This is a genomic window from Alsobacter sp. P4_H11 (genome assembly GCF_056400925.1).
In genome coordinates this window covers 1-13,679 of the sequence record NZ_JBFUKI010000016.1, presented here as the reverse complement: position 1 = coordinate 13,679, position 13,679 = coordinate 1, and the positions used below count along the sequence as shown (strand labels likewise).

Here is a 13,679-nt window from a genome sequence, read left to right as displayed (position 1 = left end):
CATGGATTTCGATCTCACCGAAGAGCAGCGCCTCCTGAAGGACAGCGTCGATCGCCTGCTGGCGGACGCCTACGGCTTCGATGCCCGCAAGCAGATCGTCGCGTCCGACGAGGGCGTGAGCCGGGCCGTGTGGGCGCAGTTTGCCGAGCTGGGCCTGCTCGGGCTGCCTTTTTCCGAGGAGCAGGGCGGCTTTGGCGGCGGCCCGGTCGAGACCATGATCGTCATGGAGGCGTTCGGCCGCGCGCTGGTGGTCGAGCCCTACCTCGCCACCGTGATCCTGGGCGGCGGCCTCATCCGCCACGCCGGCTCGGCCGCCCAGCAGGCCGCCATCCTGCCGGCCGTGGCGGCCGGCGAACGCCGCCTCGCCTTCGCGCATGCGGAACGGCAGGCCCGCTACGACCTCTTCGACGTGGCCACGACCGCGAGGCAGGACGGCGACGGCTGGGTGCTGGACGGCCAAAAGGGCCTCGTGCTGCACGGCGACGCCGCCGACACGCTGATCGTCTCGGCCCGCACGGGCGGCGCATCGCGTGACCATTCCGGCATTGGCCTCTTCCTGGTGGACGCTTCCGCGCCCGGCGTCAGCCGCCGTGGGTACCCGACGCAGGACGGCCAGCGCGCCGCCGAGATTGCGCTCACGGGCGTGCGGGTCGGCCTGGACGCCGTGCTGGGCGACCCGACCGGCGCGTTGCCAGTGATCGAGAAGGTCGTGGACGAAGCCATCGCGGCGCTCTGCGCCGAGGCGGTGGGCGCCATGGAGGCCTCGCTGCAATCCACCGTCGAGTACCTCAAGACTCGCCAGCAGTTTGGGACGCCCATCGGCAGCTTCCAGGTGCTGCAGCACCGCGCCGCCGAAATGGTGGTGGCGCTGGAGCAGGCCCGCAGCATGGCGATGCTCGCCGCCATGATGGCCGGCTCCTCCGACCCGCGCGAACGCCGCGCCGCCATCTCGGGCGCCAAGGCGCAGATCGGCCGCTCGGCCCGCTTCATCGGCCAGCAATCCGTGCAGCTGCATGGCGGCGTCGGCGTCACGATGGAGTACCAGATCGGCCACTACTTCAAGCGGCTGACTATGATCGACACGCTGTTTGGCGACGCCGACCACCATCTCGGGCTCACGGCGGACGCCGGCGGCCTCATCAACACCTGACCATCACGCCGAAGCCGGCGCCGGAGCACCCTCACCCATGCCGATCCCGTCGCTCCTGCAGGGCCGCCTGACGCTGCCCGTGATCGCGTCGCCTATGTTCATCGTCTCGAACCCGAGCCTCGTGATCGCCCAGTGCCTCGCCGGCGTGGTAGGCTCCTTCCCGGCTCTCAACGCCCGCCCCAAGGAGGAGCTGGAAGGCTGGATCCTGCGCATCAAGGCCGCGCTCGCGGAGGCGCAAGCCGATGACCCGGCCCGCAAGGTCGCGCCTTTCGCCGTGAACCAGATCGTCCACGCCTCCAATGACCGGCTCGATCACGACGTCGACCTCTGCGTGAAGCACGAGGTGCCGATCATCATCACCAGCCTGCGCGCGCCGGGCCGCGTGGTGGAACGTGTGCATTCGTATGGCGGCCTCGTGTTCCACGACGTGATCTCGATCCGCCATGCCGAGAAGGCGCTGGCCGAGGGCGTCGACGGATTGATCCTGGTCTGCGCCGGCGCTGGCGGCCATGCGGGGCCGCTCAGCCCCTTCGCGCTCGTGGGCGAGATCCGCAAATTCTATGACGGCCCGATCATCCTCTCGGGCTCCATCGCCAATGGCCGCTCGATCCTGGCCGCGCAGGCGATAGGGGCCGACCTCGCCTATATGGGCACGCGCTTCATCGCCACCCGCGAGGCCAACGCGGACGAACGCTACAAGGCAATGATCGTCGACTCCTCGGCGGCCGACATCGTCTACACGCCGCTCTTCACCGGCGTGCACGGCAACTACCTCAAGCCCAGCGTCGCCGCGCAGGGCCTCGACCCCGACAATTTGCCCACCGCCGGCAAGGACGCGATGAACTTTGCGTCGGGGACCGGCAAGGCGTGGCGCGACATCTGGGGCGCGGGCCAGGGCGTCGGCCTCATCGACGACGTGCCGTCAACGGCCGACCTCGTCGCCCGCCTGCGCGAGGAATATGCTGAGGCCAAGCAGCGCCTCGCCGCCGCCGCGTTCTGATCAAGGGGCCCACAATGACCGACACGATCCGCCGTTCCACCCCCGCGCCCGGCCTCCTGCAGCTCGAGATCAACCGGCCCAAGCGCCGCAACGCGCTCAACGACGAAGCCTATCGGGGCCTGATCGACGGCCTCGCGGCCGCGGCGGCCGACGACGCCGTCCGGGTCGTGGTGATCACCGGGGCGCAGATGTGCTTCACGTCCGGCAACGACATTGCGGATTTCATGACCCGCCAGGAAGGATCGGCCGACCACGCCGCCATCCGCTTCCTGCGCGCCATCGCGAGCTTCGAAAAGCCCGTGGTCGCCGCCGTGGAGGGCTTCGCGATCGGCATCGGCACCACCATGCTGCTGCATTGCGACCTCGCCTATGCGGGACGCTCGGCGCGCTTCAAGCTGCCCTTCGTGCCGCTCGGCATCTGCGCCGAGGGCGCGTCGACGCTGCTGCTCCCGCAGGCCGCCGGCGCCAAGCGCGCCTCCGAGCTCTTGCTGTTCGGCGAGGAGTTCTCGGGCGTGGGCGCCGCCCGCGACGGGCTGGTGAACGAGGCCGTGGAGGATGGGCAGGCCCTCCCGCGCGCCCTCGCGCGCGCCACCGTCCTCGCCGCCCTGCCGGCCGCCTCCGTGCTGGCCACCAAGGCGCTGCTGCGCAAGGCGCGCGGCCCGCTCGTGCTCGACACCATTGCGGCGGAGGCGGCCGAGTTCGACCGCCTGCGCCGGCTGCCCGAGACGCAGGCCCGCTTCATGGCCTTCATGCAGAAGCGGTGAGCAGGCTCACCGCTCCAGCGGCTTCGCCCGCAGGAAGTTGAAGTCGCAGCCGTGCTCGGCCTGGAGCACTTCGTCGAAGTAGAGCTTGGCGTAGCCGCGCTCCGGCGTGGCCGCCATTGGCCGCCACTGCGCCCGCCGGCGGCCGAGCTCCACCTCGTCGACCAGCAGGTCGATGCGCCCGCCCGCGACGTCAAGCCGGATCCGGTCGCCGTCCCGCACCAGCGCGAGCGGCCCGCCCTCGGCCGCCTCGGGGCTGATATGGAGCACAATCGTCCCGAAGGCCGTGCCGCTCATGCGGGCGTCCGAGATCCGCACCATGTCCTTCACGCCCGCCGCCGCGAGCTTGCGCGGGATCGGGATGTAGCCCGCCTCCGGCATGCCGGGCGCGCCCTTCGGCCCGGCGTTCTGCAGCACCAGCACGTCGTCGGCCGCGACGTCGAGCGCGTCGGAATCCAGCCGCTCGGCCATGTCCTCCAGCGAGGTGAACACCACCGCCCGCCCCTCGTGCTGCAGCAATTCCGGCGTGGCGGCGGCCTGCTTGATCAAGGCCCCGTTCGGCGCAAGGCTCCCGGTCAGCACCCGCAAACCGCCGCCCGCATGGATGGGGTCGGCCGCAGTCCGCACCACGGCCTGGTCCCACGCGGCTGGCGCACGCTCCAACTCGTCGCCGAGTGACCGGCCCGACACCGTGATGCAGTCGAGATCCACCTGGTCGCGGATCTCCCGCAGCACCGTCGCGAGCCCGCCGGCGCGATGCAGGTCCTCCATGTAGTGCTGGCCCGACGGCTTCAGGTCCACCAGCACGGGCGTTTCCTGCCCCATGCGGTCGAAGCCCGCCATGTCGAGCTCGATGCCGAGCCGCCCCGCCATCGCGACGAGGTGGATCACCGCATTGGTGGAGCCGCCGATCGCCTGCAGCACCCGCAGCGCGTTCTCGAAAGCCGCCGGCGTCATGATGTCGGCCGGCCGCAGCTTCTCGGCCGCAAGCGCGACGGCCCGCGCGCCGGTGGCCTCCGCGTGCCGCAGCCGGTCCGCGTCCACGGCCGGGATCGCGGCGCCGCCCGGCAGCATCATGCCGAGCGCCTCGGCGCACAGCGCCATGGTGCTGGCCGTCCCCATCACCATGCAGGTGCCCGGCCCCGGCGCCAGCTTGCCGCTGATCACCTCGATCTCGTCGCCGTCGATCGCGCCCGCCCGGTGCTGGCCCCACAGGCGCCGGCAATCCGTGCAGGCGCCCAGCCGCTCGCCTTTGTGCGAGCCCGTGATCATCGGCCCCGTCACGGTCAGGATGGCCGGCACGTCGGCGCTCGCCGCGCCCATCAGCAACGCCGGAACTGTCTTGTCGCAGCCGCCGATCAGCACCACGGCGTCCATCGGCTGCGCGCGGATCATCTCCTCGGCGTCGATCGACATCAGGTTTCGCAGGAACATGCTGGTCGGATGCGAGAAGCTCTCGTGCATCGAGATGATCGGGAATTCCAGCGGCATGCCGCCCGCCAGCATCACGCCGCGCTTGATCGCGTCGATCAGGTCCGGAACGTTGCGATGGCAGGCGTTGTAGGCCGAGTAGGTGTTCGTGATGCCGATGATCGGCCGCGACAGCGCATCGTCCGAGTAGCCCATCGCCTTGATGAAGGCCTTGCGGAGAAACAGCGAGAACGCCGCGTCGCCATACTGCGCAAGCCCCTTGCGCATGCCGGTTTTCTGGTCGGACATCGTCGCCTCTCCGGTTCGGCGTCTTCGCGCGCCCGGTCCGAGGAATAGCGCGGGTGCGGCGACGCGGACAGGGAAAACACCGTCGAATGAAGCGCTTTTCGGCCCGGCGCAGGTATGGCCCGGGTCTGAACTGTCATCTTAGGGAGTTTCGGACGAAGTAAGTTGCAGCGCTCGTTCACGTCGGTACTATCGCGGCTCCAGGCAGCGGAACCGCCCGAAACCGTCGGTCAATCCGGTTCTTGATTTCCGTTGCATGAAATTGGGACGTGCTCCAAAAGAGGGGCGATGGCCGAAAAGGCCATGACAAGAACGTTGGGAGAAATGCATGAAGGGCGTTCAGTCGATTTTCGGCGTCGTTGCTCTTGGCGCGGCGCTGTTTGCGTCCGGCGCGATGGCGCAGGACAAGGGCACCGTTGGGGTGTCGATGCCGACCAAGTCCTCCGCGCGCTGGATCGCGGACGGCGACAACATGGCCAAGGTGCTCACCGCCAAGGGCTACAAGGTCGATCTGCAATACGCGGATAACGACATTCCGAACCAGCTCGCCCAGATCGAGAACATGATCACGAAGAAGGAGAAAGTCCTGGTGATCGCCGCGATCGATGGCACCACGCTGTCGGGCGCGCTGCAGAAGGCCGCCGACGCCGGCATCAAGGTCATCTCGTATGACCGCCTGATCCGCGGCTCGGCGAATGTCGACTATTACGCGACCTTCGACAACTTCCAGGTCGGCGTGCTGCAGGCCCAGAGCATCGAGAAGGCGCTCGGCCTCAAGGACGGCAAGGGCCCGTTCAACATCGAGCTCTTCGGCGGCTCGGCCGACGACAACAACGCCTTCTTCTTCTACGACGGCGCGATGTCGGTGCTGAAGCCCTACATCGACAGCGGCAAGCTGGTCGTCCAGTCCAAGCAGATGGGCATGGACAAGGTGTCCACCCTGCGTTGGGAGGCCTCCGTCGCCCAGTCGCGCATGGATAACCTGCTGAGCGCCTTCTACACGCAGAAGAAGGTCGACGCGGTTCTGTCGCCCTACGACGGCCTCTCGATCGGCATCATCGCCTCGCTGAAGGGCGTCGGTTACGGCTCCAAGGACATGCCGATGCCGGTGATCTCCGGCCAGGACGCCGAAGTCCCCTCCGTGAAGTCCATCATCGCGGGCGAGCAGACCTCGACGATCTTCAAGGACACGCGCGAACTCGCCAAGGTCTCGGCCGGCATGGTGGACGCGGTGCTGTCGGGCTCCAAGCCCGAGATCAACGACACCAAGACCTACAACAACGGCGTCAAGGTGATCCCGTCCTACCTGCTGAAGCCCGTCGCGGTCGACAAGTCGAACTGGAAAGAGACCCTGATCGACAGCGGCTACTACAAGGCCGAGCAGTTCAAGTAAGCCCTGATCCCGGGCCGCTCACGCGAGCGGCCCGACACTTTGCCGGCCCGGGCCTCCCCTGGGCCGGATGCTTCATCCCCTCCGGTCGGGCGCGAGACATGGAAGACCCAATTCTCGAGATGCGGGGCATCTCCAAGAGCTTCCCCGGCGTCAAGGCGCTCAAGAACGTCAACCTCGTGGTCAGGGCCGGCGAGATCCATGCGATCTGCGGCGAGAACGGCGCCGGCAAGTCGACCCTCATGAAGGTCCTGAGCGGCGTCTACCCCTATGGCTCCTACGAGGGCGACATCGTCTACCAGGGCGAGGAACGCCGCTTTTCGTCCATCTCGGACAGCGAGCACCTGGGCGTCATCATCATCCACCAGGAACTCGCGCTGGTTCCGCTGCTCTCGATCGCCGAGAACATCTTCCTCGGCAACGAGCCGTCCCGCATGGGCGTGATCGACTGGTCCGAAGCCTTCAGCCGCACGCGCGATCTCCTGAAGAAGGTCGGCCTGAAAGAATCCCCCAACGCGCTGATCACCAATATCGGCGTTGGCAAGCAGCAGCTGGTCGAGATCGCCAAGGCGTTGGCCAAGCGCGTCAAGCTGCTGATCCTGGACGAGCCGACCGCCAGCCTGAACGAGACCGACAGCGCCGCGCTGCTCGACCTGCTGCTCGAGTTCAAGCGCCAGGGCCTCACCTGCATCATCATCTCGCACAAGCTCAACGAGATCGCCCGCGTCGCCGACAGCATCACGATCCTTCGGGACGGCAGCACGGTGGAGACCATCGACTGCCGCACCGAGGAGATCAGCGAAGGCCGCATCATCAAGAGCATGGTCGGGCGCGAGATGTCGGACCGCTACCCGCCACGCGAGCCCAAGATCGGGGACACGCTGTTCGAGATCCGCGACTGGCAGGTCGAACACCCGCAGCACGCCGGCCGCAAGGTCATCAAGGGCGTCGACCTGAAGGTGCGCGCCGGCGAGGTCGTCGGCATCGCGGGCCTGATGGGCTCCGGCCGCACCGAGCTCGCAATGAGCATCTTCGGCGGAGCCTATGGCCACAACATCACCGGCCAGGCCACCATGCGCGGCCAGCCGATCGACGTCAGCTCCATCCAGAAGGCCGTGGCTGCCGGCCTCGCCTATGTGACGGAGGATCGCAAGGCGCTCGGCCTGATCCTCAACGACGACATCAAGCACAACATCTCGCTCGTGAACCTGCCCGGCGTCGCCAAGGCGGGCGTGATCGACGACGCGACCGAGACGCATGTCGCGAATCGCTATCGCAAGCAGCTCAACATCCGCTCCTCGTCGATCCTGCAGAAGACGCTGAACCTCTCGGGCGGCAACCAGCAGAAGGTCGTGCTGAGCAAATGGCTCTTCGCCGACCCGCAGGTGCTGATGCTCGACGAGCCCACGCGCGGCATCGACGTCGGCGCGAAATACGAGATCTACACCATCATAAACGAGCTCGCGGCGAGCGGCCGCGGCGTCATCGTGATCTCGTCCGAGATGCCCGAGCTGCTCGGCATCTGCGACCGGATCTACGTCATGAACGAAGGCCGCTTCGTGGACGAAATGCCGGCCAGCGAAGCCAGCCAGGAAAAGATCATGGCCGCCATCATGCGCCAATACAGGGTGACAGCATGACCGAAGCGACGAGCGCCCAGGGCGCGGCCCCCGCCGGGGCCGGAACCGGGACATCCTGGAAGAGCCACATCCGTGAATACGGCCTGCTCGGCTCCCTTCTGGTGATCATGGTCTTCTTCCAGGTCATGACCGACGGCGTGCTGCTGCAGCCCGTCAACATCACCAACCTCATCCAGCAGAACAGCTACATCGTCATCATGGCGCTCGGCATGCTGTTCGTGATCGTAGGCGGCAACATCGACCTGTCGGTCGGCTCCATCGTGGGCTTCGTCGGCGCGATCGCGGCCCTGCTGATGGTCGGCTTCACGCTGCCGGGCACCGAGATCTTCATTAAGGTGCACTGGTTCCCGGTGATCCTGCTGTCGCTCGCGCTGGGTGGACTCATCGGCGCCGCGCAGGGATGGTTCGTCGCCTATGCGGCGATCCCGGCCTTCATCGTCACGCTCGGCGGCATGCTGATCTTCCGCGGCCTCACCGGCAACATGCTGGCCGGCCAGTTCGTCGGCCCCTTCGCCAACGACTTCCAGAACATCAGCAAGGGCTTCATCCCGGAGTTCATCACCGCCACGGCCCAGGGCTTCAAGTGGACCTCGATGTTGCTCGGCGCCGCCATTGCGGCCGCGCTGTTCGCCTTCGACTTCCGCAAATGGAGCCGCGCCGGCGCGCAGGAGATTGACCGCGAGCCCGCGCCGCTGTTCATCGGCAAGAACCTCGTATTCGCCGCCCTGATCCTCGGCGTCACCTACCTGCTCGCCTCCTACCGCGGCCTGCCGGTGGTGCTCGTCATCATGGGCGCGCTGATCCTGTTCTATAACTTCGTAACCACCCGCACGGTGATCGGCCGGCGCATCTACGCGCTTGGCGGCAACGCGCAGGCGGCGCGCCTGTCCGGCATCAAGACGCAGCGCCTCGCCTTCCTGACCTTCGTGAACATGGGCGTGCTCGCCGGCCTCGCCGGCCTCATCGTGGCGGCGCGGCTCAATTCGGCGACGCCCAGCGCCGGCAACTCCTTCGAGCTCGACGTCATCGCGGCCTGCTTCATTGGCGGCGTCTCGGCGTCGGGCGGCGCCGGCCGCGTCATGGGCGTCGTGATCGGCGCGTTCTTCATGGGCATCATGAACAACGGCATGTCGATCCTGGGCATCGGCATCTTCTGGCAGCAGGTCGTGAAGGGCTTCGTCCTGCTCGCCGCCGTCTACCTGGACGTCTACAACAAGAGCAAGTGAGCTCCCTCGCGATGGCCCTGTCCGCCGAAGCCGCCGCCTTTACGCCGCGTCCTTGAACCGGTCGTCGGGCCCACGCGGCAGCGCCTGCAGCCGCGTCAACGCGGCGGAGAGCCGGGCCGCCTCGTCGTAGCGCGTTTCCGCATGCGGGAATCCGGCGTCATCACCCGCCGCCAGCGCCTCCGCGAAGCCCGAGAGCCGCCGCATCGGCGTCGCGAGCCACCCGGCGAACAGGCACAGCAACAGGAACGAGATCACGAAGCCGGTTCCGAGGATCTTCCAGAACCCGGCCGTGAGATCGCCGATCACCTGCGTGGCGGACGCCAGGTCCTGCCGGGCCACGAGGCTCCAGCCGAAGCTCGGCAGGTCCGCGTAGCCCACGGTCGGCACCACGGTGGTGATGTAGTCGCGCCCATCGGGCCAGCGCTCGATGCGGGTGAGGGTTCCGCCACGCTGCGCGCTCGCGAGCGCGGTGGCGTCGAGCTGCTTGTCCTGCAGATCGGCCGGCCCGTACAGCACGCGGTTGTCCCGCGACACCAGCAGCAGCTCGATGCCGGGCGACCGCAGCCGCGCCAGCGTGTCCTTCACCCAGTTCCAGTCCACATGCGCGCCGATGACCCCCACGGTCTGCCCGGCCGGGCCGCGCAGCGGCGCGGTGAGATCCACGAAGCGGAAGGGTTCGCCGGTGGGATTGGGCAGGAGCTTCGCCAGCAACTGCGCCTCGTGCACGTCCACGGCGGACGGCCCCTCGAGGCCCTGCCGGAACCACGGCCGCTGAGCCACGCTCTGCCCTTCAAGCATGCCCTGCGAGGCTGCGAAGACCTTGCCCTCCACGTCCGCCACGCCGATCCAGCTGAACCGGGCGCCGAGCCTGCCCACCAGGGTCAGGTCGGCCCGAAGCCGCTCCTGCTCGTCCAGCCGCACGCCGCTGAGGCCGCTCACGTCGAGCCACAGCTCGTGCAGGCGCTCGCCGAGCTGGCTCGCGGCCGCGTTCGCACGGTTGCTGAGCCGGTTGGCGATCTGTTGCTGGCCCTGCTGCGAGAGCTCCCGCGAGTACAGCCCAGCCGACACCAGGAACGGCACGAAGATCAGGATCGCGCCCGCATACACGATGTAGGTTCGAAGGCTTGCCCGCCCGGTGTTGGACATCGCTGTCTCCTATCCCTGCCGCACGTGGCGGACGTAAAGCTCGCGCGCGAACTGGCGCAGCATGATGGGGAGGCTCCCCCGCGTCGTGCTCGGGGTGTTCTTGGCCGCATGCAGCCGCACGAGCAGCGGCCCGATCTGCTCGGGGCTCGCCTCCAGCGCGAGGCTGGTCCGATCCGCCGTCGCGCCCTGCCCGGCGACCGTGGCGTTCACCACGCCCACGTCGGCGATGTCGATCGCGAGGCGCGTTCCGACCGGGGCGGGCGGCAGCCCGCGCAACTCGGCCGTGCCGAGCCCGAGGCTGACCAACCAGGGCCGGTAGTCCCGGCCATCGAGGCGCACGCGGGCGGGCTCGGCCTTGAACGCATCCGGGGCGTCGCCGCGGGGCGCCTCAATGCAGGCGCAACTCGCCACGATGAGAACGAGCAGATTGTAGAAGGTCCAGAACAGCACGACATACATGCCGTCGCCCGCCATCTGGTCGTAGTTGATCTCGCGCCAGGACGACGACACGAGGCCGACCAGCGTCAGCCCCATCAGGATCAGGAACGGCTTCATGATCGGCCATTGCACGACCGGGCGCGACCGGTCCCCGCCCTTCGCCGTGACTTTGAACTTGTGCGGCCCCGGCTGCGTCAGCCCCATCCAGATCGCCTTGGTGATCGGCCAGGCTGCGAGGAGCTGGCTGACGTCGTTCAGGATCGGCACCACGAGGCCGCCCGAGATCCAGTTCAGCGCCAGCAGGGTAACGACGTTGAACGGGACGTAGAAGGCGATCACGTCCTCCACGGTGGCGTTCACGACCGTCACGCCGAAATACCAGTAGAGCAGCGGGCAGAGCATGCTGGCCAGCCGGAACGGAAAGGTGCTGATCCAGAACAGCGCGCTGTCGCCGACGCTCCAGCGCTGCCGCCAGCTAATGCTTCGGCGCGTCCACGGCGTGTAGCCGCCGCGCACGATTTCCATCATGCCCAGGCACCAGCGGCCGCGCTGCACGATGTATTCCTGCAGTCCCTCGGGGGCGAGGCCCTCCGTGAGAGCCTCGTTCAGGTACACGGTGTCCCAGCCCGCTTCCGCCAGCTTGATGGTCAGGAGGAAATCCTCCGTCACGCTCTCGGTCGGGAAGCCGCCGATGGCCGCGAGCGCATCCGCGCGCACCATCGAGGACGTGCCGCAGCACACCGCGATGCCCCAGGCGTCGCGCGAGGCCTCCAGATGATCGAAGAAGAACCGCTGCTCGTCGGGGTAGCCCCGGCCGATATGCAGATTATGCTGCAGCGGATCCTCGTTGAAGAAGTGCTGCGGCGTCTGCACGAGGCCGGTCCGGGCCTGCCCGAACAGCGCGACGCAGCGGCTGACGAAGTCGCGATGCGGCACGAAGTCGGCATCCAGCACGGCGATCAGCTCCGGGGCGTCCGGGTCCGTCCGCCGCCGCCAGAACGCGTGATTCAAATTGCCGGCCTTCGCGTGGGCGTTGTCCGGCCGGGTGACGTAGTCCACGCCGTAATGCGCGCACAGGGCCGCGAGCCAGGGCCGCCTTGCGTCGTCGAGAACGAAGATGCGCGCGGCCGGGTAGGCGCTCGCGACCGCGCCCGCGATCGTGCGCTCCAGCACGGAGGCTTCCTCGTTGTAGGTCGCGATATAGATGTCGACGCGCGGCGGCTGGCTCCCCCACCATCGGAGGTTCCGGTCGACCTCGGCGCTGCGTCGCCGCGTCCGCGACAGGATCAGGAATGCGCTCGTCGAGGACACGATCGTGAGCCCCTCGAGCAGCGCGAAAGCCCAGGCCAGCACCACGGTGGGCTCGAACGCGAAGGCCGGGATGGTCGCCGTGAACCTCCACACCAGATAGCGCCAGGCCAGCACGACCGACAGGCCCAGCAGCACGCTGCGGGCCCGCCAATCCTCGCGATCGAGCATCGGCAACACGACGAGCGCCAGCCCGAGCAGCGTGAGCGTGAGACCGAGGCTCGAGACGAGGGACGGGGCCGAGAACATCAGATGCCGAGCCCGGCCAGGAACGACCTCACCTCCTCGATCGGCCCATCCGAGAAGATCACGCGTCCCGTGCGGCCGACCGCGCAGCCCAGCTCGGGGTCGCGGGCCAGCGTCGGCGCCAGCAAGGTGACGTCATAGTGCTTCAGGTGCTCGGCGCTGGGCGCGACCGCCATGTTGCCGTAGAGCCCCGCCGCCCCGGCGCCCGCGAGCCGCACCACGCTGGCGTTGAACACGCGTCCGTCATTGTAGAGCCGGAAGCGCGCCGGGGCGCCGATCTGCAGGGTGTTGTAGAGCGACTCGGTGACGCTGGCTGTCACCACGATGGTGGAGCAGTCGACGAGGCGCACCAGATCCTGCCCGCGGCGGACGTGTTCGCCATCGTCCACGAGATAGTCCCAGGTCACGCCCGCGCCGGGAGCGTTCAACCGCGCCTGCGACATCCGGTTGACGCGCACGCGTTCGGCCGCCACGGCCTCGTCGGCCTGCCGCAGGCGCGTGTCGAGCCGGACGCGTTCGGCGGTGAGTTCGGCGGTCTTGAAGTCCAGTTCGCGCAGGCGTTGCACCGAGAACGGCTCGTCGTTGTAGCTGTCGCCAATGAAGACGCCGTTGCGGGCCGAGGCGAGCTCGGCCTCCAGATAGGTGCGGCGCTGGCGCGAGCTCTCGATCTCCTGCAGGGCGACGTCAGACGCGGCCCGAGCCTTGTCGAGCGCCGAGGCGGTCTGGACTCCGCGGTCGTTGAGATCGTTGGCGCGCTTCAGCGTCGCGTCGGCCTCGCGTTGGCGCGCCACGGCGGCGTCGCCGATCGCGCGCGCTTCCGCCACCTTGGCTTCGAGCTGCCGTATCCGGCCTTCCCGATAGAGCCGGGCCTGTTCGAGCAGGCCGGCCTTGGCGTTGTCCGTCGTCTGGCGCTGGCTGGCGTTGCGGTCGATCTCAGCCGCGGTGGCGAGCCGGTCTCGTTCGAGATCCACCAGCCGGGTTGCGTCGAACCTGCCATCCTGAATCTCGATCAGCGTCTCGCCTTCGGCCACCCGGGATCCGACAGCCTTGACCTTCAGCTGCAGCATGCCGTCCAGCGGCGCGCGGATGGTGGTCAACCGGGCGTTCAACGCCGCGTCGGCGCTTTTTCCGGCAAGATGTTCGCCGACGGTGAGGTACCCGCCGGCCGCCGCCAGAACGAGACCCAGGCTAAAGCTGAACACGCGCATGATGCTTCTTCAGGTTGTTGCATGATCAACCTGCCCGCGCCTCGGTTAAAGCGATGTAATGTTTGACCAGTAATATTTGTTAGAATGAACGGATAGTTTCTCGGTTTTCAGCCAAAAACGAAGTTTAGCAAAGAACAGACGACAACAGCAGAACATAGACGCAAAAACCATCAAGCTTGACCTAGCTTGGGCTTTGCCGCTGTTGCATCGCTTGTTCGAGACATCCACCTGGCCTACGAGACGGATTGGCGATCCGCAACGCAAAACGCCGCCCATTGTTGGGCGGCGTTTTTGCATTTGGGTATGAGGGGCTTTGGTTGCGGGGACAGGATTTGAACCTGTGACCTTCAGGTTATGAGCCTGACGAGCTACCGGGCTGCTCCACCCCGCGCCAGGGTGTTGGTCGTTGGAGGCTTTCGCCTGTTTGGACCGAACCGGAGTGTGCTGACG

General features: G+C 67.6%; 10 protein-coding genes and 1 tRNA gene. 6 read left to right on the top strand and 5 right to left on the bottom strand.

Annotation, left to right across the window (positions count from 1 at the left end):
* Position 1: 1 nt before the first annotated feature.
* From AC1DSZ_RS22425 to AC1DSZ_RS22415, 3 genes are read left to right on the top strand one after another with little or no spacing between them, the layout of a single operon-like run.
* The gene (locus tag AC1DSZ_RS22425; RefSeq protein ID WP_476840534.1) at positions 2 to 1,150 is read left to right on the top strand and encodes an acyl-CoA dehydrogenase family protein; all 1,149 of its coding nucleotides are present in this window, start codon (positions 2 to 4) and stop codon (positions 1,148 to 1,150) included.
* Positions 1,151 to 1,187: 37 nt separating this feature from the next.
* On the top strand, positions 1,188 to 2,150 hold the full coding sequence (locus tag AC1DSZ_RS22420) for an NAD(P)H-dependent flavin oxidoreductase (RefSeq protein ID WP_476840533.1): 963 nt from the start codon (positions 1,188 to 1,190) through the stop codon (positions 2,148 to 2,150).
* 14 nt (positions 2,151 to 2,164) lie between these two features.
* Complete coding sequence (locus tag AC1DSZ_RS22415) at positions 2,165 to 2,914, top strand: enoyl-CoA hydratase-related protein (RefSeq protein WP_476840532.1); 750 nt, start codon at positions 2,165 to 2,167, stop codon at positions 2,912 to 2,914.
* A 6-nt stretch (positions 2,915 to 2,920) separates the two neighbouring features.
* Here the strand turns inward: AC1DSZ_RS22415 and AC1DSZ_RS22410 are convergent, their stop codons facing one another.
* The gene (locus AC1DSZ_RS22410) at positions 2,921 to 4,630 is read right to left on the bottom strand and encodes an IlvD/Edd family dehydratase (RefSeq protein ID WP_476840531.1); all 1,710 of its coding nucleotides are present in this window, start codon (positions 4,628 to 4,630) and stop codon (positions 2,921 to 2,923) included.
* 325 nt (positions 4,631 to 4,955) lie between these two features.
* On the opposite strand from AC1DSZ_RS22410, the gene chvE reads away from it, so the two are divergent.
* The 3 genes from chvE (at position 4,956) to mmsB (ending at position 8,883) form a co-directional block, all read left to right on the top strand.
* The gene (gene chvE / locus AC1DSZ_RS22405; protein ID WP_476840530.1) at positions 4,956 to 6,020 is read left to right on the top strand and encodes a multiple monosaccharide ABC transporter substrate-binding protein; all 1,065 of its coding nucleotides are present in this window, start codon (positions 4,956 to 4,958) and stop codon (positions 6,018 to 6,020) included.
* A gap of 98 nt (positions 6,021 to 6,118) precedes the next feature.
* A complete protein-coding gene (gene mmsA / locus AC1DSZ_RS22400) occupies positions 6,119 to 7,657 on the top strand; it encodes a multiple monosaccharide ABC transporter ATP-binding protein (protein ID WP_476840529.1) in 1,539 nt (512 codons plus the stop codon).
* Positions 7,654 to 8,883, top strand: a complete 1,230-nt coding sequence (mmsB, locus tag AC1DSZ_RS22395; RefSeq protein ID WP_476840528.1) for a multiple monosaccharide ABC transporter permease — start codon at positions 7,654 to 7,656, stop codon at positions 8,881 to 8,883. The genes mmsA and mmsB overlap by 4 nt, the downstream gene beginning before the upstream one ends.
* A gap of 39 nt (positions 8,884 to 8,922) precedes the next feature.
* On the opposite strand, the gene AC1DSZ_RS22390 is transcribed toward mmsB, so the two are convergent.
* The 4 genes from AC1DSZ_RS22390 to AC1DSZ_RS22375 form a co-directional block, all read right to left on the bottom strand.
* A complete protein-coding gene (locus tag AC1DSZ_RS22390) occupies positions 8,923 to 10,029 on the bottom strand; it encodes a cache domain-containing protein (RefSeq protein WP_476840527.1) in 1,107 nt (368 codons plus the stop codon).
* 9 nt (positions 10,030 to 10,038) lie between these two features.
* Complete coding sequence (locus AC1DSZ_RS22385; RefSeq protein WP_476840526.1) at positions 10,039 to 12,024, bottom strand: glycosyltransferase family 2 protein; 1,986 nt, start codon at positions 12,022 to 12,024, stop codon at positions 10,039 to 10,041.
* Positions 12,024 to 13,223, bottom strand: coding sequence for an efflux RND transporter periplasmic adaptor subunit (locus tag AC1DSZ_RS22380; protein ID WP_476840525.1), 1,200 nt, complete (start codon positions 13,221 to 13,223; stop codon positions 12,024 to 12,026). Before AC1DSZ_RS22380 ends, AC1DSZ_RS22385 begins: the two co-directional genes overlap by 1 nt.
* Positions 13,224 to 13,543: 320 nt before the next feature.
* Positions 13,544 to 13,620, bottom strand: a tRNA-Met gene (locus AC1DSZ_RS22375).
* Positions 13,621 to 13,679: the final 59 nt, after the last annotated feature.